Origin of the sequence: Streptomyces sp. NPDC047981 (assembly GCF_040653315.1) — a bacterium.
Classification (GTDB): Bacteria; Actinomycetota; Actinomycetes; order Streptomycetales; family Streptomycetaceae; genus Streptomyces.
In genome coordinates this window covers 61,582-83,732 of the sequence record NZ_JBEZNQ010000032.1, presented here as the reverse complement: position 1 = coordinate 83,732, position 22,151 = coordinate 61,582, and the positions used below count along the sequence as shown (strand labels likewise).

Sequence of the window (22,151 nt, the reverse complement as noted above, 5' to 3'; positions counted from 1 at the left end):
TCTCCTACGGCCACCGCCGCGGGTCTGGGGCGGGTACGCCGGTCACGACTGCACGTGCAGTCCGAGATTCTCGTAGATCTCCAGCGTCGCGGTGGAGGTGTTCAGCGTGATGAAGTGCAGTCCGGGGACACCCTCGGAGAGCAGACGCGCGCAGAACTCCGTCGCGAACTCGATGCCAATGGAGCGTACAGCGGCTGGATCGTCCTTGACGGCGAGGATGCGGTCTTTCACATCCGACGGGAAGACAGCGTTGCTCAGCTGGGGCAGCCGGTCGAGGGTCTTCACGTTAACAACGGGCATGACTTCAGGGATGATCGGCGTCTCGCAGCCGGCCTTCACCACGCTGTCGCGCATCCGCAGATAGTTCTCGGGATCGAAGAACATCTGGGTGATGGCGTAGTCCGCCCCGGCCCGGCACTTGTCCACGAAGTGACGAATGTCCGTGTCCCAGTCGGTGGACCGCGGGTGCATCTCGGGGAAGGCGGCGACGCCCACGCAGAAGTCGCCGGACTCCTTGATCAGCCGCACGAGGTCGGCGGCGTACCGGACGCCCTCCGGGTGCTCGATCCACTCCCCCAGCGGGTCGCCCGGCGGGTCGCCGCGCAGCGCGAGCATGTTGCGGATGCCGGCGTCGGCGTACTGGCCGAGCACGTTGCGCAGCTCGGCCACCGAGTGATCGACGGCGGTGAGGTGGGCGACGGGGGTGAGGGTGGTGTCCCCGGCGATCTTCTGGGTGGCCTTGACGGTGCCGCCACGCGTGGAACCGCCGGCCCCGTAGGTCACGGAGACGAAGCTCGGGCCGACCGCCTCGACGCGGCGCAGGGCGTTCCAGAGGCTCCGCTCACCCTTCTCCGTCCGGGGCGCGAAGAACTCGAACGAGTACGACGGCTTGCCGGACTCGAGGATCTCGCGGACCGTGCGTGCGCGGTCCGAGCGGGTGGAAGCGGTACCTAGGGCCATACCGGCAGGTTAGACGGGGTGCCGCGGCCCACGAAGTGGTGTCCGAGTCGTGGACACCTTTTTGGACGCCGTTCGGACAGGGTTTCCCTGACGCCCATCGGGGCGTCACGGGGGGGGCCGCGCTACGCGGAGCGCTCGCGGACGCGCTTGGCCAGGCGGGCCGTGGCCGCGGCGGGGTCGTCGGCCTCGGTGATCGCGCGGACGACGACGATGCGGCGGGCGCCCGCCTCCAGGACCTCGTCGAGGGTGGACTCGTCGATGCCGCCGATGGCGAACCAGGGACGGTCCTGCTCCAGGGCGGCCGTGTACCGCACGAGGTCGAGGCCGGGGGCGTACCGCCCGGGCTTGGTGGGGGTGGGCCAGCAGGGGCCGGTGCAGAAGTAGTCCACGCCCGGCTCGGCGGCGGCCGCGTCCACCTCGGACTCGGCGTGGCAGGACCGGCCGACGAGCACTCCCTCGCCGAGGATCTTCCGGGCGGCGGGCACGGGCAGGTCGCCCTGGCCCAGGTGCAGCACGTCGGAGCCGATGGCGTGGGCGACGTCGGCCCGGTCGTTCACCGCGAGGAGCTTGCCGTGCCGGCGGCAGGCCTCGGCGAAGACGGCGAGGTACTCCAGCTCCTCACCGGCCTCCATGCCCTTGTCGCGGAGCTGCACGATGTCCACACCGGAGGAGAGCACGGCGTCGAGGAAGGCCGGCAGGTCCCCCTGGCGCTTGCGGGCGTCCGTGCAGAGGTAGAGCCGGGCGTCGGCGAGCTGCGCGCGAGGCGTGGACATGGGTGGTTCCCCCCGTCGGGTGCGGCGGTCCGAGGGAGCCGGGCGGGCCCGGCCCCCAGGGGCCTCCTGTGGTGTCTTCGGTGCGTGTGCGTCAGACGGCGAGCGCCTGGGCGCGGCGCTTCACCTCCGTGCCGCGATTCTCGCTGAGGGCCTGCGCGGGCGTGCCCGGCAGGGTCGGGTCGGGAGTGAAGAGCCACTCCAGCATCTCTTCGTCGCTGAAGCCGTCGTCCTTCAGGAGGGTCAGGGTCCCGGAGAGGCCCTTGACCACCTTGTCGCCGTCGATGAAGGCGGCGGGCACCTGGAGCGCCTTGTTCTCGCCGCGTCGTACGGCGATGAGCTGGCCCTCCTTGACCAGCTGCCGCACGCGCGTCACCTCGACATCGAGCATTTCCGCGATGTCGGGGAGGTAGAGCCAGGCGGGGACGAGAGCATCGGTCTTTGCGTCAATCTCGGTCACGGGAACAAGCCTGCCATCCCGGGCTGACAGTCGGTAGTCGGGCCGGGGCCGTCCGGCGGATCGGAGCCGGTCGGCCCTCAGACGACCGCCGCCTTCAGGGGGACGGACGGGTCGGCGGCGCGGCCCGGGTCGAGGCGCTCGCCGGACTCGATCAGCTTGCGGCCCTGGGCCAGGTCGCGGGGGCGGCCGACGGCGAGCAGGGCGACGAGGACGCCGTCGTCGAGCCAGAGGGCGGACCAGGAGGCGTCGGCCGGGTCACCGCGTCGGACCAGGGCGGCGGCCGGGCTGTGGTGGCCGGCGTACTGCACGAACCGGCCGAACTGCTCGGACCAGAAGTACGGCACCGGGTCGTAGGCCCGGGGGGCCTCGCCGACGATGTCGGCCGCGACGGTCCGGGGGCCCTGGAGGGCGTTGTCCCAGTGGTGGACGAGGAGCCGGGCGCCGTAGCGGGCGGAGGGGAAGGAGGCGCAGTCGCCGACGGCGTACACGTCGGGCAGGGAGGTGCGGAGCCGGTCGTCGGCGGTGACGGAGCCGTCCGCGCCGAGGGCGATGCCGGAGCCGGTGAGCCACCGGGTGGCGGGCCGGGCGCCGATGCCGACGACGACCGCGTCCGCGGGCAGCCGCCGGCCGTCGGCCAGGACGACCGTGCCGGGTTCGACGGACTCCACGCGCGCGTGGGTGAGGAGTTCGGCGCCGCTCTCCTCGTACCAGCGCGCCATGGGTGCGGCGACCTCGGTGGGCAGCGCGCCGGCGAGCGGGTGGTCGGCGGCCTCGACGACGGTGACCGCGCACCCCGCCTCGCGCGCGGCGGTGGCGAACTCGGCGCCGATCCATCCGGCGCCGACGACCACGATGTCGTGGCGGCGCTCCAGGACGGGCTTGAGCCGTGCCGCGTCGTCCAGGGTGCGCAGCAGGTGGACCCCGGGCACGCCCTCGGTGCCGGGCAGGGTGACCGGTTCGGCGCCGGTGGCGAGGACCAGGACGTCGTACCGGACGGGTCCGGCCTCCGTGTCGATCTCGTGGTCCTCGGCGCGCAGGCCGGTCACGTCGAGGCCGAGCCGCAGCTCGATGGAGAGCGCCTCGAAGTCGACGTCGAAGGCCGAGTCCTCGGCCTTGCCGAGGAGGACCGCCTTGGACAGGGGCGGGCGGTCGTAGGGCTGGTGGGGCTCGGCCCCGATGAGGGTGACCGGTCCGGTGAAGCCCTGTTCGCGCAGGGCGACGGCGGTCTGCACCCCCGCCATCCCGGCGCCCACGACGACGACCCGCTGCTCTTCCCGCTTCTGCTCGCTCACTCGATCACCTTAACTATCTGACGCACCGTCAGGAAGGCAGCTGCTCCACGACGCTGGTACCGGAGCCCTCCTGGGACTCCCATGCCCAGCTCTCCTCCAGTCGAACGCGTCCGTCCGGCAGCTGCACCACGAGGGAGACGCAATGCCCGGAAGAGGTCGTTCCGTCCCGCTTCAACTGCACGTACCGGAAGTCGAGCCGGTCCCCCGCGCGCGTGCCGACGAGGTTTCCCCGCACCACGTCACCGCCCGCGTACTCGGCCCAGACGCTGCCGTCCTCCTCGTGGTACGTGAACCGGGTACGCGTCCCGACCTGACCGGGGGCCTGGTCGGCGACGGGGGCGAGGACGAGGCCGTCGAGAGATCGAGCCACGGGTGAGGCTCCCTTACTGGGCGTCGGGGGCTGGGGTTAGGCTGACCGTCAACGTAGAGCACTCGCGGGAGCCCGGACGCACCGGGCTGAGAGGGAGGCTGACCGGCCTCCGACCGTACGAACCTGATCCGGGTCATGCCGGCGAAGGGAGGGGCTGGACGCCCATGTCGCGTACACGCGGCACATGCCGCACATCGGACGTTCTCGTCATCGGGGGCGGAATCATCGGCCTGGTCACGGCCTGGCGGTCCGCGCAGCGCGGACTGTCCACGGCGGTCGTGGACCCCGAACCGGGCGGCGGGGCCGCCCGGGTGGCGGCCGGGATGCTCGCCGCCGTCACCGAACTCCACTACGGCGAGGAGACCCTGCTCGCCCTCAACCTCGCCTCCGCGCAGCGCTACCCCGCGTTCGTCGCCGAACTCCAGGAGGCCACAGGACACGACGTCGGCTACCGCGCCTGCGGCACGCTGGCCGTCGCGCTCGACGCCGACGACCGGGCCCATCTGCGGGAGCTGCACGCCCTCCAGATCCGCTCCGGCCTGGAGTCGGAGTGGCTCAGCGGGCGCGACTGCCGCCGTCTTGAGCCGATGCTGGCACCGGGCGTGCGCGGCGGGCTGCGGGTCGACGGCGACCACCAGGTCGATCCGCGCCGGCTCGCCGCCGCGCTCGTCACGGCCTGCGAGCGGGCCGGGGTGGTCTTCCACCGGAGCCTCGCCGAGAGCCTGACGGTGGTGCGGGACCGGGCCACGGGCGTGACGCTCGCCGACGGCTCCGCCCTGGAGGCGGAGCAGGTCGTGCTGGCGGCAGGCAGCCTCAGCGGCCGGCTCGCGGGCGTGCCCGCGGAGGTCCTGCCGCCCGTACGCCCCGTCAAGGGACAGGTGCTCCGGCTCACCGTGCCGCCCGCGTTCGCGCCGTTCCTGTCCCGGACCGTCCGCGCGGTCGTGCGCGGCAGCCACGTCTACCTGGTGCCGCGCGAGAACGGCGAGCTGGTCGTCGGCGCGACCAGCGAGGAGCTGGGCTGGGACACCACCGTCACGGCGGGCGGGGTGTACGAGCTGCTCCGCGACGCCCACGAACTCGTCCCCGGCCTCACCGAGCTGCCGCTCACCGAGACCCTGGCCGGCCTGCGCCCCGGGTCGCCGGACAACGCGCCGCTGCTCGGCCCGACCGCGCTCGACGGCCTGCGGCTGGCCACCGGGCACTACCGCAACGGTGTCCTGCTCACCCCGGTCACCGGTGACGTCATGGCCGCGTTCCTCGCCACCGGCGTGCTTCCGGACGAGGCCCGCCCCTTCACTCCCCGCCGCTTCTCCCCCGTACGACAGGAGCAGCCCGCATGACCGCCCCGCAGACCACCGTCTCCGTCAACGGCGAGGCGCGCGTCCTCGCCGCGCCCACCACCCTCGACGCCCTGGTCACCACCCTGACCGCCGCGCCCACCGGCGTCGCGGCGGCCGTCAACGAGACCGTCGTACCCCGCAGCCAGTGGTCCGCGACCGTCCTCGGCGAGGGCGACCGGGTCGAGGTCCTCACCGCCGTACAGGGAGGCTGACCGCCATGTCCGACGACACCTTCCTCCTCGGCGGTACGGAGTTCTCCTCCCGGCTGATCCTCGGCACGGGCGGCGCCCCGAGCCTGGAGATCCTCGAACGCTCCCTCGCCGTCAGCGGCACCGAGCTGACCACCGTCGCCATGCGGCGACTGGACCCGACCGTGCGCGGCTCGGTCCTCTCCGTCCTGGAGAAGCTCTCGATCCGCGTCCTGCCGAACACGGCGGGCTGCTACACGGCGGGCGAGGCGATCCTGACCGCGCGGCTCGCCCGTGAGGCGCTCGGCACCGACTGGATCAAGCTGGAGGTCATCGCCGACGAGCGGACCCTGCTGCCGGACCCGGTGGAGACGCTCGACGCGGCCGAGACGCTGGTCGACGACGGCTTCATCGTCCTGCCGTACACCAACGACGACCCGGTCCTCGCGCGGAAGCTGGAGGACGTGGGGTGCGCGGCGGTCATGCCGCTCGGCTCCCCGATCGGGTCCGGGCTCGGGATCCGCAACCCGCACAACTTCGAGCTGATCGTCGACCGCGCGGGCGTCCCGGTGATCCTGGACGCGGGCGCGGGCACCGCCTCGGACGTGGCGCTGGCCATGGAGCTGGGCTGCTCGGCGGTCATGCTCGCCTCCGCGGTGACCCGGGCGCAGGATCCGGTGCTGATGGCGGAGGGGATGCGGCACGCGGTGGAGGCGGGCCGGCTCGCCCACCGGGCGGGCCGGATCCCGCGCCGGCACTTCGCCGAGGCGTCCTCCCCCACGGACGGCCGCGCGGTCCTGGACCCGGAACGCCCGGCGTTCTGAGGCGCCGCGGCGCGCGGAACCCGTGCGTCGCGTCACAGCTGTGCTGCGGTCGAGCCGGTGGGGACCGGGGTGTCCCTCCCGGCTCGTAAACTCGGGGCCGTGGACACGACCCTTCAGGACCCCCTCGTCGGGCAGCTGCTCGACGGCCGCTACCGCGTCGACGCGCGCATCGCCGTCGGCGGGATGGCCACGGTCTACCGGGCCGTGGACACCCGCCTCGACCGGGTGCTCGCGCTCAAGGTGATGCACCCGGCCCTCGCCACCGACGCCGCGTTCGTCGAGCGGTTCATCCGCGAGGCCAAGTCCGTCGCGCGGCTCGCCCACCCCAACGTGGTGGGGGTCTTCGACCAGGGCGCGGACGGCGCGTACGTCTATCTGGCCATGGAGTACGTCGCCGGGTGCACCCTGCGCGACGTGCTGCGCGAGCGCGGGGCGCTCCAGCCGCGCGCCGCGCTGGACATCCTGGAGCCGGTGCTCGCCGCCCTCGGCGCCGCGCACCGGGCCGGGTTCGTGCACCGGGACATGAAGCCGGAGAACGTCCTGATAGGGGACGACGGCCGGGTGAAGGTCGCCGACTTCGGTCTCGTACGGGCGGTCGGCTCGGCCACGAACACCACGGGATCGGTGCTCGGCACCGTCTCGTACCTGGCACCGGAGCAGATCGAGCACGGCACGGCGGACACCCGCGCCGACGTCTACGCCTGCGGTGTCGTGCTGTACGAGATGCTGACCGGTTCCAAGCCGCACACCGGGGACACCCCCGCCCAGGTCCTCTTCCAGCACCTGAACACCGACGTCCCGGCCCCCTCGGCGGCCGTGCCCGGCCTCGCCCTCGAACTGGACGAGCTGGTGGCGACCGCGACGGCCCGCAACCCCGAGGTCCGCCCACACGACGCCGTCACCCTCCTCGCGCTCACCCGGGAGGCCCGCGCGACCCTCGGGGACGCGCAGCTGGACGCCGTACCGCCACAGGCGCACGCCGAGGACCGTTCCGGCGCGGAGGACCGGACCAGCGTGATCCCCCGGGTCGCGCCCGCGTCCGCGCTGCCCGCGGACGACGTCCAGCACACCAGCCGGCTCACGATGCCCCCGCCGGACCTCGCGCCGCCGGGCCGGGCCGGGAGCCGGGCCGGGCGCCGCCGGGACCGCTTCGCGGGCCGGCCGCGCGGTCCGCTGCTCGTCGTCGCGGCCGTCCTGCTCGCGCTGGGGATCGGCGGGGGCGTCTGGTACATCAATTCCGGCCAGTTCACGCGCGTCCCCGCCGTGCTCGGCCAGACCGAGGCGAAGGCGACCAAGCGGCTCACGGACGCGGGTCTCGACGTCGGCGCGACGAAGCGGGCGTTCAGCGACGTGTACGAGCGCGGCACGGTCATGGCCACCGACCCCGCCTCCGGCCAGCGGATCCGGGGCAACGGCACGGTCACGCTCACCATCTCCCGCGGCCCGGAGATCGTGAAGGTCCCCCGGCTCAAGGGGGTCCCGCTGGCGGAGGCCAAGCGGATGCTCGCCGAGGAAGGTCTCGCGGTCGGCGTGACAACGACCGCTTTCAGCCAGGACGTGGCACAGGGCGCCGTGATCAGCTCCGACCCGGAGCCCGGCACCGAGCGGAGCCCCGACTCGGCCGTGGCGCTCGTGGTCAGCAAGGGCCGCCCGATCGACGTGCCCGACGTGGCCGGCGACTCGGTGGCCGACGCCACGGACACGCTCCGCGAGGCCGGGCTCAAGGTGGAGATCGCGAGCGAGCAGATCCACTCCGACGAGGAGGCCGGCACGGTCGCGGCCCAGTCGCTCGCGGAGGGCAGCCGGGCCGCCAAGGGCGACCGGATCGTCCTCACGGTCTCCAAGGGACCGCGGATGATCGAGGTCCCCGACGTGACCGGCGAGTCGACGGACTCCGCGCGCGCGAAGCTGGAAGGGGCGGGCTTCGAGGTGAAGGTCGAGAAGACCTTCCCGTTCCTCGGGGACACGGTCTCCGGCCAGTCGGTCGAGGGCGGCTCCACCGCCCCCGAGGGCTCCACCGTCACCATCACGATCAAGGGACTGTAGACACACATGCGCAACCCCGTCGGCGGTCACGTCCCCGTGGCCGGCGGTCTCGCCACGGTCGGCCTCGGCTACGCCCGTGAACTGGGCGCGGAGACGGTCCAGGTCTTCGTCGCCAACCCGCGCGGCTGGGCCACACCCGTGGGCAACCCGGCGCAGGACGAGTTGTTCCGCGCCGGGTGCGAGGCCGAGTCGCTGTCGGCCTGGGTCCACGCCCCGTACCTGATCAACTTCGGCTCCCACACCGAGGCGACCGTCGAGAAGTCGGTCGAGTCGCTCCGGCACTCGCTGCGCCGGGGCCGCGAGATCGGGGCGAAGGGCGTGGTGGTGCACACCGGCTCGGCGACGGGCGGCCGTCCCCGCGCGGAGGCGCTGGCGCAGGTACGGGAGCGGATGCGACCGCTGCTCGACGAGCTGACGCACCCGGACGACCCCTTCCTGCTTCTGGAGTCGACGGCCGGCCAGGGCTTCTCGCTCTGCTCGCGCGCCGAGGACTTCGGCCCGTACTTCGACGCCCTCGACCACCACCCGAAGCTCGGGATCTGCCTCGACACCTGCCACATCTTCGCCGCCGGCCACGACCTGACCGGCCCCCACGGCATGACGCAGACGCTCGACCAGCTCGTGGCGACCGTGGGCGAGGGCCGGCTGAAGCTGATCCACGCCAACGACTCCAAGGACGTGGTCGGCGCACACAAGGACCGGCACGCGAACATCGGGGCCGGGCACATCGGCGAGGACCCGTTCCGCGCACTGATGCGGCACCACGCGACCGACGGGGTGCCACTGATCATCGAGACGCCGGGCGGGAAGGAAGGCCACACGGCGGACGTGGAGCGGCTGAAGAAGCTCCGGGACCGAGATTCCCGTTGAGGAATACCCCTAGGGGGTATACGGTTCCTGTGTACGCAGCAGGAACCGCCCACGGTCATTGGGGGAACCCATGCAGCACGAAGCCCACGCCGACCACCACGCCCACCACGGCGGACAGCACGAAGGCCACGGACCCGGCAACGGACACGACCATGGGCACGACCATGGGCACGGGCAGACGCCGGCCAAGGCCAGCTGGTCCATGGCGGTGAAGGCCACCCTGCACTGCCTGACCGGATGCGCCATCGGCGAGGTGCTCGGCATGATCATCGGCACCTCGCTCGGCTGGGGCAACGCCCCGACGATGGTCCTGGCCATCGTCCTGGCCTTCCTCTTCGGCTACTCGCTCACGCTCTGGTCGGTCGTGCGCGCGGGCCTGAGCCTGAAGGCGGCCATCGGCGTCGCACTCGCCGCCGACACGCTCTCGATCACCGTCATGGAGCTGGTCGACAACGGGGTGCTGCTCCTGGTGCCGGGCGCGATGGACGCGCACCTCTCGGACGCGCTCTTCTGGGGCGCCCTGGCCTTCGCCTTCCTCGTCGCCTTCCTGGTCACCACGCCCGTCAACAAGTGGCTGATCGGACGCGGCAAGGGCCACGCGGTGGTCCACCAGTACCACCACTGAGAGGCCGTACGACGGGAGTCAGAGCTCGGGGCCGTCCCCGGGCTCCTCCTGGTACGAGTACCGCTGTTCCTTCCAGGGGTCGCCGAGGTTGTGGTAGCCGCGCTCCTCCCAGAAGCCCCGGCGGTCGGCGGTCATGTACTCCACGCCCCGGACCCACTTGGGCCCCTTCCAGGCGTACAGGTGCGGCACCACGAGCCGCAGCGGGAAGCCGTGCTCGGCGGTGAGCAGCTCACCGTCCTTGTGGGTGGCGAAGATCGTCTGGTCCGAGGCGAAGTCGGAGAGCCGCAGGTTGGCGCTGAAGCCGTACTCCGCCCAGACCATCACATGCGTCACGCTGTCGGCCGGCGGGGCGAGCTCCAGGACGGTCCGGGCGGGGACGCCACCCCATTCGGCCCCGAGCATGCTGAATTTCGTGACGCAGTGCAGATCGGCCACGACCGTCGCGAACGGCAGCGCCGAGAACTCCTCGTGGTTCCAGCACCGCTTGTCGCCGTCCGCCGTCGCCCCGAAGACCCGGAACTCCCAGCGGTCGGGCTTGAACTTGGGGACGGGGCCGTAGTGGGTGACCGGCCAGCCGCGCTGCAGCCGCTGCCCCGGCGGAAGATCCGACTGCGCTGATTCCCGGTGTACCCCGCTCTCCGGCTGACCCATGTCATCCATGGTGACAGACCGCGAGGGGTGGTCATGACCAGCCAACCTCCCCAGTGGGGTCGGTTCGGGGCAAGTCCCACTAAGCCTGCACTTACTGGACGCCCCCCATCCGTGGTGCAAGGATGCGGCCATCCTGCCCAGTCACGACATAGACATGCGTGGAAGGAGCCTCTGCGATGCAGGGCGACCCCGAGGTCCTCGAGTTCCTCAACGAGCAGCTGACCGGCGAGCTGACGGCCATCAACCAGTACTGGCTGCACTACCGCATCCAGGACAACAAGGGCTGGACGAAACTCGCCAAGTACACGCGCGAAGAGTCCATCGATGAGATGAAGCACGCGGACAAGATCACCGAGCGCATCCTGATGCTCGACGGTCTGCCCAACTACCAGCGGCTCTTCCACGTGCGCGTCGGCCAGACCATCACCGAGATGTTCCAGGCGGACCGGCAGGTGGAGGTCGAGGCGATCGACCGCCTCAAGCGCGGCATCGAGGTCATGCGGGCCAAGGGCGACATCACCTCGGCCAACCTCTTCGAGGAGATCCTCGCCGACGAGGAGCACCACATCGACTACCTCGACACGCAGCTGGAGCTGATCGAGAGCCTCGGCGAGGCGCTCTACATCTCGACGCTCATCGAGCAGCCGAGCTAGTGCGCTAGGCGGCTTCGGAGAGGCCCTCGGGGAAGTCCTCGGCCAGGTCCTCGGAGGCCGAGGCCAGGGCGGGCAGCCCCTTGTCCAGGAGTTCGCGGCGCGGGCAGTTGCCGCGGCCCAGAATGGCCTGAATCCGTCGTACGCAGGAGCCGCAGTCCGTTCCCGCCTTGCAGGCGGAGGCGATCTGGCGGGGCGTGCAGGCGCCCGCGTCGGCATGCTCCTTGACCTGCTTCTCCGTGACACCGAAGCACGAGCAGACGTACACGCGGATTCACCTCCCGCCGAGATCGATAAGGCTAACCTAACCTTACCCGGCACCTACGAGGTGTAAAGCTCTGGAAAGACTGTGGGGCGCGGATCACATGGATCCGCGCCCCACCGTCGTAGAAACCTACCTACTGATCACGCCTACTGGTCGCGGTACATCTCCGCCACCAGGAACGCCAGGTCCAGCGACTGGCTGCGGTTGAGCCGCGGGTCGCAGGCCGTCTCGTAGCGCTGGTGCAGGTCGTCGACGAAGATCTCGTCGCCGCCGCCCACGCACTCGGTGACGTCGTCACCGGTGAGCTCGACGTGGATGCCGCCCGGGTGGGTGCCCAGGCCCTTGTGGACCTCGAAGAAGCCCTTGACCTCGTCGAGCACGTCGTCGAAGCGGCGGGTCTTGTGACCGGAGGCCGCCTCGAAGGTGTTGCCGTGCATCGGGTCGGTCACCCAGGCGACGGTCGCGCCGGAGGCGGTGACCTTCTCGACCAGCTCCGGGAGCTTGTCCCGGACCTTGTCGGCGCCCATGCGGACGATGAAGGTCAGCCGGCCGGGCTCGCGGTCCGGGTCGAGCCGGTCGATGTACGTCAGCGCCTCGTCGACCGAGGTCGTCGGGCCCAGCTTGATCCCGATCGGGTTCGCGATCTGCGAGGCGAACTCGATGTGGGCGTGGTCGAGCTGGCGGGTGCGCTCACCGATCCAGACCATGTGGCCGGAGGTGTCGTACAGCTTGCCGGTGCGCGAGTCGGTACGGGTGAGGGCGCCCTCGTAGTCGAGCAGCAGCGCCTCGTGGGAGGCGTAGAACTCGACGGCCTTGAACTCGGCCGGGTCGGTGCCACAGGCCTTCATGAAGTTCAGGGCGTTGTCGATCTCGCGGGCGAGCGCCTCGTAGCGCTGACCCGACGGGGACGACTTGACGAAGTCCTGGTTCCAGGCGTGCACCTGGCGCAGGTCGGCGTAGCCACCGGTGGTGAAGGCGCGCACCAGGTTGAGCGTGGAGGCGGACGCGTTGTACATCCGCTTCAGTCGCTCGGGGTCCGGGATGCGGGCCTTCTCGTTGAAGTCGAAGCCGTTGACCGAGTCGCCGCGGTACGTCGACAGGGTCACGCCGTCGCGGGTCTCGGTGCCCTTGGAGCGGGGCTTGGAGTACTGCCCGGCGATGCGGCCGACCTTCACGACGGGCACGGATGCCGCGTACGTGAGGACGGCGCTCATCTGCAGCAGCGTCTTGAGCTTGGCACGGATGTGGTCGGCGGAGACGGCATCGAAGGCCTCGGCGCAGTCGCCGCCCTGGAGCAGGAACGCCTCGCCCCGGGCGACGGCTCCCATGCGGGCGCGCAGCTGATCGCACTCGCCCGCGAAGACGAGCGGCGGATACGACTCGAGGTCCGCGATCACATCGCGCAGAGCCTCGGCATCGGGGTACTCGGGCTGCTGCGCCGCGGGAAGGTCTCGCCAGGTGTTGCCACCGGTTGCGGTGGTCTTAGCGTTCACGGTCACACCCCCACATTACGGTGTCCGGCGCTCTGTCCATCGCGCCGCCCAATGAGTGAGACACGCGTCCGCTATGTCCGATGGTGATCGTCACCCCTTCGGGTGGTGTTACCCTCACGCGCGTTTAAACATCTGAGGCCTAAATACTTCACAGGGGTGGGCGTGAGCCAAGGGCACCGCAGGGACCGCAAGAAGAAACGACTTCTGTACGGAGCGGCGGCGGCCGTCGTCGCCACCGCCACGATCGGCACGATCGCCGTGGCGTCTCCGGGCATCCTCGGCTCCTCGGACGGCAAGGCGGGCGCGGACGCGTCGCTGCAGTCGCAGTTCGCGGCGGCCGCGGAGGAGTTCGACGTTCCGAAGAGCGTGCTGATGGCGGTGTCGTACCGGCAGACGCGGTGGGAGTCGCACGACGGGCAGCCCAGCGTCACCGGCGACTACAACGTCATGGGCCTGACCAAGGTCGACCCCGAGGACGTCGAGGACGCCGACGAGCACGTCGAGCACCTCGTGAACGGTACCGGCGACCCGGCGGTCGACAAGAAGGTCGACAAGAAGAAGCTGCTGGCGCCGCTGCCGAAGGGGGACGTCGACACCGACGACCCGAAGCTGCACACCCTGGACAAGGCGGCGGAGCTGATCGACAGCTCGGCCGAGACCGTACAGAAGGACACCGGCGCCTCCATCCGGGCCGGCGCGGCGCTGCTCGCCGAGTACCAGAAGCAGGCCGGCGCGGAGCTGTCGGACAAGCCGGGCGACTGGTATCCGGCGGTGGCCCGCTTCAGCCAGTCCGAGGACCGCAAGGGCGCCGACCAGTTCGCCGAGCGCGTCTTCGAGTCGATCAAGACGGGCGAGGCCGAGATCACCACGGACGGCGAGCAGGTCGTCCTGCCGGCCGACCCGACGGTCGAGCCGGTCAAGCCGTCGAACGTCCCGCTGGCCGCGACGTCCGCGGCCACGGCGGCGACCGCCGAGTGCCCCACCGGCCTGGCGTGCTCGTACAACTCGGCGGCCTACGCCCAGGACCTGGGCAACTACAACATCGCCAGCCGCGTCCCGTACGGCACCGGCGGCTTCGACATCCGCCAGATCGTCATCCACGACGTCGAGGGCACCCACGACGGCGCCGTGGCCGTGTTCAAGGACCCGAACCGGTGGGCCAGCGCCCACTACATCGTGCGCTACGACGGTCGCGTCACGCAGATGGTCGAGACCAAGAACGAGGCGTTCCACGCCGGCAACAAGACCGTCAACATGCACTCGATCGGCATCGAGCACGAGGGCTACGCCATCAAGGGCGGCGGCGGCTGGTACAAGGAGTCGCAGTACGACACCACCGCGGCGATGGTGAAGTACCTGGCGGCGAAGTACAACGTCCCGCTGACCCGCGAGCACATCATCGGCCACGACGAGGTCCCCGGTGTGCTCGACACCAAGGCGGCGGGCGTCCACTGGGACCCGGGCCCGTTCTGGGACTGGAACCGCTTCATGGCCAAGATCGGCGTCCCGACCGGCGCCGAAGGCGCGGGCGGCCTGCTGAAGGCCGGACAGACGGTCCGCGTGGTGCCGCCGTTCACCTCGGCGAACCAGCCCTCGCTCTCGTACACGGAGAGCGTCGACGGCACCGTCGTCCGCAAGACCGCTCCGGCCCAGCCGGCGAACTTCGGGTACCTCTACTCCGAGCCCGTCGCCGACTCGGCCAAGGTGATCAAGGACCCGTACATCCCGGGCGTCGTGTGGAACAGCGGCGACAACTGGGGCAACAAGGTCGTCGCCGGCAGCCAGTACGTCGTCGCCGACGTCCGCACCGACTGGACCGCCATCTGGTACGGCGGGCAGAAGGCGTGGTTCCGCAACCCCGGCGGTCAGTACACCTCGCTGGTGAACACCGCGAAGACCGTGGTGAAGCCCGTGGGCACGACCGCGGTCAAGGTCTACGGTCGCGCGTACCCGGAGGCCGCGGCGTACACGGGAACGGGCGTGAGCGTCCAGGACAAGAACTCCGACCCGCTGACCAAGTACACGATCCCGGCGGGCCAGGCGTACATCGCCGCGGGCGCCGAGGTCGCCGGTGACTACTACTCCAGCGCGTACAACACCGACGGAACCCGGGTCCAGGGGACGACGAAGTTCATCCCGATCCACTACAACCACCGCATCGCGTGGGTGCAGTCCAAGGACGTCCAGGTCGTCTCGGCGGCCACGCCCGTCGCGACGAACACCCGCTACAACCTGCTCGCCCGTGACACCTCCGGCGTCCTCTGGCAGTACCAGGGCAGCGGCAGCGCCACGGCGCCGTTCCTCACCCGGTACCGCGTCGGCGCGGGCTGGAACATGTTCAACGCCATCACCCCGATGACCGCGCTGCGCGCGGACGGTACGGGGGACATGGTCGCGCGGGACACGACCGGGGTCCTCTGGTACTACCAGGGCACCGGCAACCCGTCCGCGCCGTTCAAGGCCCGGCTGAAGACCGGGGCCGGCTGGGGTGTGTACGACAGGATCGTCGGTACCCGCGACCTGAGCGGCGACGCCGTCCCGGATCTGATCGCCCGCGAGAAGTCCGGCGTGCTGTGGTTCTACAAGGGCACCGGCAACCCGGCCGTGCCGTTCGCCGCGCGCACCAAGGTCGGTGCCGGCTGGCAGGCGTACAACGAGCTCGTCTCCACCGGTGACCTGAACGCCGATGGCAAGGCGGACCTGATAGCCCGCGACGCCTCGGGCGTCCTCTGGTACTACAAGGGCACGGGCAGCGCCACCGCCCCCTTCGCCCCGCGCGTCAAGGTCGGCGCCGGCTGGCAGGCCTACAACTCGCTCGTCGGACCGAGCGACCTGAACGGCGACGGCAGGGTCGACCTCGTCGCCCGCGACACCACCGGAGCCCTCTGGTACTACAAGGGCACGGGCAGCGCGACCGCTCCGTACGCTCCCCGCGTCAAGGTCGGCGGCGGCTGGCAGATCTACAACCTGATCTTCTGATCCACAGGTCGGCGTCACCCCCTGGGGCCCGGCTCGCACCGTCCACGGTGTGAACCGGGCCCCTTCGCGCGACCCGGCTGGGTTACAGTGCTGGCATGTTCGCGCACTCGACCCAGAACTGGTGGTGGACCGCTCCTCCGGCGGCCCACTGACTGCGCGTACCCCCACACCACACGCGAAGGCCGCCCGAGAGGGCGGCCTTCTGCGTCACCAGGGCCGTTCCTCTCCGCAGCACCGGAAGGAACCTCCATGGACCTCTCCCGTCTCCTCGACGACTCCTGCCCTCCCTTCGCCCTGCTCCGCAGGCGCACCCCCGGCCGTGACCACGACACCGTCGAGGTGCTGATCGGCGCGGTCCACGAGGCCGAGCGCCTGGCCGAGCTGCCCGTCGGCGCGCAGCCGACCCTCGCCCTCGTGCCCTTCCGGCAGATCCGTGAGCGCGGGTTCGACGTCCGCGACGACGGCACCCCGCTCTCCGTGCTGGTCGCCGAGGAGACCCACGAGCTGTCGCTCGCCGACGCGCTCGCCCAGCTGCCGACGCATGCCGTACGGGTCGAGGGCGGCGGGTTCGACGTGTCGGACGAGGCGTACGCCGAGACCGTGCGGCGGGTGATCGAGGAGGAGATCGGCGCGGGCGAGGGCGCCAACTTCGTCATCCGGCGGACGTACACCGGGGAGATCCCCAGCTTCGGGCGCGCCGACGCGCTCGCGCTGTTCCGGCGGCTGCTCGCGGGCGAGCGCGGCGCGTACTGGACCTTCGTCGTCCACACCGGCGAGCGGACCCTGGTCGGCGCGAGCCCGGAGGTGCATGTGCGGATGGCCGGCGGGACGGTCGTCATGAACCCGATCAGCGGCACGTACCGCTACCCGGCCGGGGCCGCGCCGACCCCCGAGGACCTGCTGGCCTTCCTGGCGGACCGCAAGGAGACCGAGGAGCTCTCCATGGTGGTCGACGAGGAGCTGAAGATGATGTGCACGGTCGGCGACATGGGCGGGGTGGTGATCGGGCCCCGGCTCAAGGAGATGGCGCACCTCGCGCACACCGAGTACGAGCTGCGCGGCCGGTCCTCCCTCGACGTGCGGGAGGTGCTGCGGGAGACGATGTTCGCGGCGACGGTCACGGGTTCGCCGGTGCAGAACGCCTGCCGGGTCATCGAGCGGCACGAGGCCGGCGGCCGGGGCTACTACGCGGGCGCCCTGGCCCTGCTCGGCACCGACGAGAACGGCCTGCAGACCCTGGACTCGCCCATCCTCATCCGGACCGCCGACATCTCCCGCGACGGGGCCCTGCGCGTGCCGGTCGGCGCCACGCTCGTCCGGCACTCCGACCCCGTCGGCGAGGTCGCCGAGACGCACGCCAAGGCGGCCGGGGTGCTCGCGGCGCTGGGCGTGCGGGAGGGGCGGCCGCGGGACGAGGCACCGGCGGCGGCGCGGCTCGCGGACGATCCCCGGGTGCGGGCCGCCCTTGACGCCCGGCGGGCCGACCTGGCGCCGTTCTGGCTGCGGATGCAGGTCAGGTCCGCCGAGTTGACCGGCCACGCGCTGGTGATCGACGCCGAGGACACCTTCACGGCGATGCTCGCGCACCTGCTGCGCTCCTCGGGCCTGGAGGTCTCCGTCGTCCGCTACGACGAGCCGGGGCTGCGGGATCTCGCGCTCGCCCACGACGGCCCGGTGGTGCTCGGCCCGGGGCCGGGCGACCCGGGCGACGCGGCCGACCCGAAGATGCGTTTCCTGCGCGCGCTGACCGCCGATCTCGTACGGGACCACCGGCACGGGCCCGCCCGTCGCCCGACCACCACCCCTCATCGAGGCCCTTCGGGCCGCCCCTGCCTTCTCGGGGTCTGCCTCGGCCATGAGCTGATCGCCGCCGAACTGGGCCTGGAGATCGTCCGCAAGCGAACCCCGTTCCAGGGGGCGCAGGTGCGGATCGACCTCTTCGGGCAGGAGCGGACGGTCGGCTTCTACAACAGCTTCACCGCCCGCTGCGACGAGCGGACCGCCACCGAGCTGGCGCTGCACCGGATCGAGGTGAGCCGGGACGAGGAGACCGACGAGGTCCACGCGCTGCGCGGGCCGGGCTTCGCGGGCGTGCAGTTCCACCCGGAGTCGGTCCTGACGATGGAGGGCGCCGCGCTGACCGCCTCCCTGCTCGCCGGCGTGCTCGTCTGACCGGCGCCTAGGGGGCGGCCGGGACCAGGACGTTCTCGCTGCGACGGCCCGCCGCGTAGTCGAGGACGTTCTGGACGGTCGTGTCCACGATCTGGGTGACCGCGTCCACGGTGTAGTACGCCTGGTGCGAGGTGACGACCACGTTCGGGAACGTCACCAGGCGGGCCAGGGTGTCGTCCTCGACGACCTCCAGGGACTTGTCGCGGAAGAAGAGCCCCGCCTCCGCCTCGTACACGTCGAGGCCGACACCGGTGAAGCGGCCCGCGCGCAGTTCACCGACCAGGGCCTCGGTGTCGATGAGGCCGCCCCGGCTGGAGTTCACCAGGATGGCGTCGTCCTTCATCGTCCGCAGGGCGGCCGCGTCGATGATGCGCGAGGTCGCCGGGAGCAGCGGGACATGCAGGCTGACCAGGTCGGACTCGGCGAGGAGCTGCTCCTTCTCGACGTACTTCATGCCGAGTTCGACGCAGGCGGGGTTCTCGACGACGTCCCAGCCGAGGAGGTTCATGCCGAAGCCGTGGGCGATGCGGGTGAAGGCCTCGCCGATCTTTCCGGTGCCGAGGACGCCGACCGTACGGCCGCGCAGGTCGCGGCCCATCAGCCCGTCGAGCCGGAAGTCGAAGTCGCGGGTCCGGTTGGAGGCGCGGACGATCCGCCGGTTGACGGCCATCGCGAGGGTCCACGCGAACTCGGCGACGGAGTAGGGCGAGTAGTACGAGACCCGGGCGACGGTGAGGCCGAGCCGCGCGGCCACGTCGAGGTCGATGTTGTTGAAGCCGGTGGAGCGCTGGGCGATCAGCTTCGTCCCGCCGGCGGCGAGGGTCCGCAGGACCCTGGCTCCGAGGTCGGCGTTGACGCTGGTGGAGATGGCCTCGTAGCCGCTCGCGACGGCGGCGGTGTCCTCGCTGAGGAAGAAGTCCAGACACCGGACGTCGTGGTGTCCCGCGAAGGCCTTCTCGATCAGCGGCTTCTCGTCGGCCTGCACGCCGAATGCCAGGATGTCCACGGATCCCCTCCCGGGGGGTTTGCCGGAATTGTCTGGTACCGGCGAATATACGGTCCCCGGGAGCGGTCCGCGTGACCGTACGGCCACCGACGGTCGGCCGTCAGCGGTCGGCCGCCAGCGGTCAGCCGTCAGCCGTCAGCCGTCAGCCGAAGAAGACGCCCACCTCCGCGTAGAGCGCCGGATCGACCGTCTTGAGCCGGGCGGTGGCCTCCGAGATCGGGACGCGCACGATGTCGGTGCCGCGCAGCGCGACCATCCGCCCCCAGTCGCCGTCCCGCACGGCGTCGATGGCGTGCAGCCCGAAGCGGGTGGCGAGCCAGCGGTCGAAGGCGCTGGGCGTACCGCCGCGCTGCACATGACCGAGGACCGTGGTCCTGGCCTCCTTGCCGGTCCGTCGCTCGATCTCCTTGGCGAGCCACTCGCCCACGCCCGAGAGCCGCACGTGTCCGTACGAGTCGAGGGTGCCGTCCTTGAGGACCATGTCCCCGTCCTTGGGCATCGCCCCCTCGGCGACGACCACTATCGGGGCGTACGTCGCCTTGAACCGGGAGTGGACCCAGGCACAGACCTGGTCGAGGTCGAAGCGCTGCTCGGGGATGAGGATGACGTTGGCGCCGCCCGCGAGACCGGAGTGCAGGGCGATCCAGCCCGCGTGGCGGCCCATCACCTCCACCACCAGCACCCGCATGTGGGACTCGGCGGTGGTGTGCAGCCGGTCGATGGCCTCGGTCGCGATGCCGACGGCCGTGTCGAAGCCGAAGGTGTAGTCGGTGGCGGAGAGGTCGTTGTCGATGGTCTTGGGGACGCCCACGCAGCGGACGCCGTGCTCGTCGACCAGCCGGGCGGCGACACCGAGGGTGTCCTCGCCGCCGATCGCGATCAGCGCGTCGATCTCGAACTTCGCCAGGTTCTCCTTGATCCGCCGGACGCCGTTGTCGGCGGTGAACGGATTGGTGCGGGAGGAGCCGAGGATCGTGCCGCCGCGCGGCAGGATGCCGCGGACGGCCGGGATGCCGAGGGGAACGGCGATGCCCTCCAGCGGCCCGCGCCAGCCGTCGCGGAACCCGGTGAACTCGTAGCCGTACTCCTGGACGCCCTTGCGGACGATGGCGCGGATGACCGCGTTGAGACCGGGGCAGTCGCCGCCTCCGGTCAGTACGCCGACGCGCATGGAGCCTCTCCTTCGCCGTGGCGGACGGGGTTACGACCCACGCTAGTAGTGACGCGGGTCACTCCGACACGGCATGGGGAGTGAATTGTCGGGCGCCACCCGGATGGTCTCAGGCGTCCGGTCTCAGGCGTCGTCGAGACCGCGCTCGATGGCGTACCGGACGAGCTCCACCCGGTTGTGCAGCTGGAGCTTGCCGAGGGTGTTCTGCACATGGTTCTGCACGGTCCGGTGCGAGATGACCAGGCGCTCGGCGATCTGCTTGTAGCTCAGCCCCTTCGCCACGAGCCGCAGCACCTCGGTCTCGCGCTCGGTCAGCTGGGGCGCCTTGGGCTCGTCGGCGCCGGCGGCCGGGAGCGGCTCGGAGGCGAGCCGGCGGTACTCGCCGAGGACCAGTCCGGCCAGGCCGGGCGTGAACACGGGGTCCCCGACGGCCGTGCGGCGCACCGCGTCGATCAGCTCGGCCGTACTGGCCGACTTCAGCAGATAGCCGGTGGCGCCGGACTTGACCGCCTCCAGGACGTCCGCGTGCTCACCGCTCGCGGAGAGCACCAGGACCCGCAGCGCGGGGTTGGCGCCGACCAGCTCCTTGCAGACCTGGACACCCGGCTTCAGGGGCAGGTTGAGGTCGAGGACCAGGACGTCCGGGCCCGCCGCGCCCGCGCGGCGGACGGCCTGCTCGCCGTCGCCCGCGGTCGCCACCACGTCGAAGCCCGCCTCGGCGAGGTCACGGGCGACCGCGTCCCGCCACATCGGATGGTCGTCCACGACCATCACCTTGATCCGGTTCTCGATCCGCTCGTCGCTCATCGCGCTCCCGCCTTCCCCCGTGTGTCCCTCGGGACCTTCAGTTCCACTTCCGTGCCCTGGCCCGGTACCGAGATCAGCTCGGCCGTGCCGCCCAGGTCGCGCAGTCTGCCGCGGATGGAGAGGGCGACCCCCATCCGCCCCTCGCCCTCGGCCTGCGCGAGCCGTCCCTCCGGGATGCCCGGGCCGTCGTCCCGCACCGTCACGATCACCTCGTCCGGCCAGTCCTCGACCAGGATCCACGCCTGGGCCCCTTCGCCCGCGTGCACCCGGACGTTGTCCAGGGCCGCGCCGACGGCGGAGGACAGCTCACGCGCTGCGGCCGGCGGCAGCAGCACCGGGGCGCCCGGGTCCGCGAGCGTGATCCGCGCCCCGGCACGCGGCGCGAGCAGGGCGCGCAGGTCGACGGGCGCGTCGTCGTCCGGCTCCTCGACGATCCGGACCACCGCCCCCTCCGACTCGTCCTCGGAGACGTGCGACGGCCGGACGAGACCGCCGGCGACCAGGGTGCGCAGCGCGACCTCCTGCTCCCCGGCCATCCGGCCCAGCTCGGCGGCCTCGCCGCCCAGTGCGGTGCCGCGCCGCTGCACCATCGCGAGGACCTGCAGGACGCTGTCGTGGATGTCCCGGGCGAGGCGCTCCCGCTCCCTGGTCGCGGCCTCGATCTCCAGGGCCCGGGCGAGGGTGCGCTCGGAGGCGCGGGCGACCTCGACGACGTAACCGATGGCGATCGACGCGACCCAGACGAGCAGGACGTTGTGGAGGGTGTCCCGGGTGGGGTGGCCGCGTTCGACGATGTTGGCGACGGCGACCAGCGAGGAGGCGAACCCGGCCCAGCGCCAGCCGCCCTTGATCGCGTACGCGAGGACGGCTCCGGCGGTCCATATCGTCGGCAGCGTGGGCCCGTCGACCGACTGGGCGTGCTGGTCCGCGAGCGGGGTGAGCAGGATGCCGGTCAGGGCGACGGCGAGATCGGCGATCAGGAAGCGTTTGGTGCAGCTGGCCGCGTTCGCCACCTTGGGCAGGGTGGCCAGCGTCCACACGCACATGACGGCGAGGAAGGCGACGGCCACCCAGGGCCGCTCGTAACGATCCCTGGCGAAGACGAAGATCAGAACGGCGTAGATCATCGTTCCGATGCGGTACGCCATGAGCGCGCGCCACAGCGGCTGCTCGACCGACATCCGCACGACACGCTCGCGCTTGGCCATCTCC

At 71.4% G+C, this 22,151-nt stretch carries 22 protein-coding genes and 1 riboswitch; of the genes, 10 read left to right on the top strand and 12 right to left on the bottom strand.

All coding sequences use genetic code 11. The annotated features are described in order from the left end of the window. Positions 1-42: 42 nt before the first annotated feature. The 5 genes from metF to AB0E14_RS20635 form a co-directional block, all read right to left on the bottom strand. The gene (gene metF / locus AB0E14_RS20655) at positions 43-960 is read right to left on the bottom strand and encodes a methylenetetrahydrofolate reductase [NAD(P)H] (protein WP_362419729.1); all 918 of its coding nucleotides are present in this window, start codon (positions 958-960) and stop codon (positions 43-45) included. A 122-nt stretch (positions 961-1,082) separates the two neighbouring features. After that, positions 1,083-1,733: a thiamine phosphate synthase gene (thiE, locus tag AB0E14_RS20650; protein ID WP_362419726.1), complete on the bottom strand. Its 651-nt coding sequence runs from the start codon at positions 1,731-1,733 to the stop codon at positions 1,083-1,085. Between the two features lie 91 nt (positions 1,734-1,824). After that, positions 1,825-2,190, bottom strand: a complete 366-nt coding sequence (locus tag AB0E14_RS20645) for an Rv2175c family DNA-binding protein (protein WP_352191823.1) — start codon at positions 2,188-2,190, stop codon at positions 1,825-1,827. A 77-nt stretch (positions 2,191-2,267) separates the two neighbouring features. Further along, complete coding sequence (locus tag AB0E14_RS20640; protein WP_362419721.1) at positions 2,268-3,482, bottom strand: FAD-dependent oxidoreductase; 1,215 nt, start codon at positions 3,480-3,482, stop codon at positions 2,268-2,270. A 28-nt stretch (positions 3,483-3,510) separates the two neighbouring features. Then, on the bottom strand, positions 3,511-3,852 hold the full coding sequence (locus tag AB0E14_RS20635) for a hypothetical protein (protein ID WP_362419718.1): 342 nt from the start codon (positions 3,850-3,852) through the stop codon (positions 3,511-3,513). A gap of 54 nt (positions 3,853-3,906) precedes the next feature. Next, a riboswitch (TPP riboswitch) is annotated at positions 3,907-4,019 on the top strand. On the opposite strand from AB0E14_RS20635, the gene thiO reads away from it, so the two are divergent. The 6 genes from thiO (at position 4,017) to AB0E14_RS20605 (ending at position 9,745) form a co-directional block, all read left to right on the top strand. After that, positions 4,017-5,192, top strand: coding sequence for a glycine oxidase ThiO (gene thiO / locus AB0E14_RS20630; RefSeq protein WP_362419715.1), 1,176 nt, complete (start codon positions 4,017-4,019; stop codon positions 5,190-5,192). It overlaps the preceding riboswitch by 3 nt. Beyond that, positions 5,189-5,404 carry a sulfur carrier protein ThiS gene (thiS, locus tag AB0E14_RS20625; protein WP_362419712.1) on the top strand — a complete coding sequence of 72 codons (216 nt, stop codon included), beginning with the start codon at positions 5,189-5,191 and terminating at the stop codon, positions 5,402-5,404. The genes thiO and thiS overlap by 4 nt, the downstream gene beginning before the upstream one ends. 5 nt (positions 5,405-5,409) lie before the next feature. Then, a complete protein-coding gene (locus tag AB0E14_RS20620) occupies positions 5,410-6,204 on the top strand; it encodes a thiazole synthase (protein WP_362419709.1) in 795 nt (264 codons plus the stop codon). A gap of 99 nt (positions 6,205-6,303) precedes the next feature. Beyond that, positions 6,304-8,250, top strand: a complete 1,947-nt coding sequence (gene pknB, locus AB0E14_RS20615) for a Stk1 family PASTA domain-containing Ser/Thr kinase (protein WP_362419706.1) — start codon at positions 6,304-6,306, stop codon at positions 8,248-8,250. Positions 8,251-8,256: 6 nt separating this feature from the next. Continuing rightward, the gene (locus tag AB0E14_RS20610; RefSeq protein WP_362419703.1) at positions 8,257-9,120 is read left to right on the top strand and encodes a deoxyribonuclease IV; all 864 of its coding nucleotides are present in this window, start codon (positions 8,257-8,259) and stop codon (positions 9,118-9,120) included. Positions 9,121-9,190: 70 nt separating this feature from the next. Further along, positions 9,191-9,745 (top strand): DUF4396 domain-containing protein, encoded by a 555-nt coding sequence (locus AB0E14_RS20605; RefSeq protein WP_362419700.1) that lies wholly within the window; start codon positions 9,191-9,193, stop codon positions 9,743-9,745. Positions 9,746-9,763: 18 nt separating this feature from the next. On the opposite strand, the gene AB0E14_RS20600 is transcribed toward AB0E14_RS20605, so the two are convergent. Further along, positions 9,764-10,396: a sulfite oxidase-like oxidoreductase gene (locus tag AB0E14_RS20600; RefSeq protein ID WP_362419697.1), complete on the bottom strand. Its 633-nt coding sequence runs from the start codon at positions 10,394-10,396 to the stop codon at positions 9,764-9,766. 176 nt (positions 10,397-10,572) lie between these two features. On the opposite strand from AB0E14_RS20600, the gene bfr reads away from it, so the two are divergent. Continuing rightward, positions 10,573-11,049: a bacterioferritin gene (gene bfr, locus AB0E14_RS20595; RefSeq protein ID WP_024755581.1), complete on the top strand. Its 477-nt coding sequence runs from the start codon at positions 10,573-10,575 to the stop codon at positions 11,047-11,049. A 4-nt stretch (positions 11,050-11,053) separates the two neighbouring features. On the opposite strand, the gene AB0E14_RS20590 is transcribed toward bfr, so the two are convergent. Next, positions 11,054-11,314, bottom strand: a complete 261-nt coding sequence (locus AB0E14_RS20590; protein ID WP_362419692.1) for a (2Fe-2S)-binding protein — start codon at positions 11,312-11,314, stop codon at positions 11,054-11,056. A gap of 143 nt (positions 11,315-11,457) precedes the next feature. Then, positions 11,458-12,810, bottom strand: a complete 1,353-nt coding sequence (locus AB0E14_RS20585) for a class II 3-deoxy-7-phosphoheptulonate synthase (RefSeq protein ID WP_362419689.1) — start codon at positions 12,808-12,810, stop codon at positions 11,458-11,460. A 156-nt stretch (positions 12,811-12,966) separates the two neighbouring features. Here AB0E14_RS20585 and AB0E14_RS20580 point away from each other — a divergent pair, with 156 nt between their 5' ends. The 3 genes from AB0E14_RS20580 (at position 12,967) to AB0E14_RS20570 (ending at position 17,955) form a co-directional block, all read left to right on the top strand. After that, positions 12,967-15,783 (top strand): N-acetylmuramoyl-L-alanine amidase, encoded by a 2,817-nt coding sequence (locus AB0E14_RS20580; RefSeq protein ID WP_362419686.1) that lies wholly within the window; start codon positions 12,967-12,969, stop codon positions 15,781-15,783. Between the two features lie 95 nt (positions 15,784-15,878). Next, the gene (locus AB0E14_RS20575) at positions 15,879-15,935 is read left to right on the top strand and encodes a trp operon leader peptide (protein ID WP_225634270.1); all 57 of its coding nucleotides are present in this window, start codon (positions 15,879-15,881) and stop codon (positions 15,933-15,935) included. A gap of 97 nt (positions 15,936-16,032) precedes the next feature. Further along, complete coding sequence (locus AB0E14_RS20570) at positions 16,033-17,955, top strand: anthranilate synthase family protein (RefSeq protein ID WP_362419683.1); 1,923 nt, start codon at positions 16,033-16,035, stop codon at positions 17,953-17,955. Between the two features lie 7 nt (positions 17,956-17,962). On the opposite strand, the gene AB0E14_RS20565 is transcribed toward AB0E14_RS20570, so the two are convergent. The 4 genes from AB0E14_RS20565 to AB0E14_RS20550 form a co-directional block, all read right to left on the bottom strand. Next, entirely contained in the window at positions 17,963-18,961 is a 999-nt protein-coding gene (locus AB0E14_RS20565) for a 2-hydroxyacid dehydrogenase (RefSeq protein WP_362419680.1), read from the bottom strand. A gap of 142 nt (positions 18,962-19,103) precedes the next feature. Continuing rightward, positions 19,104-20,132, bottom strand: coding sequence for a 6-phosphofructokinase (locus tag AB0E14_RS20560; protein ID WP_362419677.1), 1,029 nt, complete (start codon positions 20,130-20,132; stop codon positions 19,104-19,106). A 123-nt stretch (positions 20,133-20,255) separates the two neighbouring features. Further along, positions 20,256-20,939, bottom strand: a complete 684-nt coding sequence (locus AB0E14_RS20555; protein WP_362419674.1) for a response regulator transcription factor — start codon at positions 20,937-20,939, stop codon at positions 20,256-20,258. After that, the gene (locus AB0E14_RS20550) at positions 20,936-22,147 is read right to left on the bottom strand and encodes a DUF5931 domain-containing protein (protein ID WP_362419671.1); all 1,212 of its coding nucleotides are present in this window, start codon (positions 22,145-22,147) and stop codon (positions 20,936-20,938) included. The genes AB0E14_RS20555 and AB0E14_RS20550 overlap by 4 nt, the downstream gene beginning before the upstream one ends. Between the last annotated feature and the right edge of the window lie 4 nt (positions 22,148-22,151).

Coding starts and splice junctions, on each gene's coding strand:
- metF (WP_362419729.1), bottom strand. CDS start 960: ATGGCCCTAGGTACCGCTTCCACCCGCTCGGACCGCGCACGCACGGTC.
- thiE (WP_362419726.1), bottom strand. CDS start 1,733: ATGTCCACGCCTCGCGCGCAGCTCGCCGACGCCCGGCTCTACCTCTGC.
- thiO (WP_362419715.1), top strand. CDS start 4,017: ATGTCGCGTACACGCGGCACATGCCGCACATCGGACGTTCTCGTCATC.
- thiS (WP_362419712.1), top strand. CDS start 5,189: ATGACCGCCCCGCAGACCACCGTCTCCGTCAACGGCGAGGCGCGCGTC.
- AB0E14_RS20620 (WP_362419709.1), top strand. CDS start 5,410: ATGTCCGACGACACCTTCCTCCTCGGCGGTACGGAGTTCTCCTCCCGG.
- AB0E14_RS20610 (WP_362419703.1), top strand. CDS start 8,257: ATGCGCAACCCCGTCGGCGGTCACGTCCCCGTGGCCGGCGGTCTCGCC.
- AB0E14_RS20605 (WP_362419700.1), top strand. CDS start 9,191: ATGCAGCACGAAGCCCACGCCGACCACCACGCCCACCACGGCGGACAG.
- AB0E14_RS20600 (WP_362419697.1), bottom strand. CDS start 10,396: ATGGGTCAGCCGGAGAGCGGGGTACACCGGGAATCAGCGCAGTCGGAT.
- bfr (WP_024755581.1), top strand. CDS start 10,573: ATGCAGGGCGACCCCGAGGTCCTCGAGTTCCTCAACGAGCAGCTGACC.
- AB0E14_RS20570 (WP_362419683.1), top strand. CDS start 16,033: ATGGACCTCTCCCGTCTCCTCGACGACTCCTGCCCTCCCTTCGCCCTG.
- AB0E14_RS20560 (WP_362419677.1), bottom strand. CDS start 20,132: ATGCGCGTCGGCGTACTGACCGGAGGCGGCGACTGCCCCGGTCTCAAC.
- AB0E14_RS20555 (WP_362419674.1), bottom strand. CDS start 20,939: ATGAGCGACGAGCGGATCGAGAACCGGATCAAGGTGATGGTCGTGGAC.
- AB0E14_RS20550 (WP_362419671.1), bottom strand. CDS start 22,147: ATGGCCAAGCGCGAGCGTGTCGTGCGGATGTCGGTCGAGCAGCCGCTG.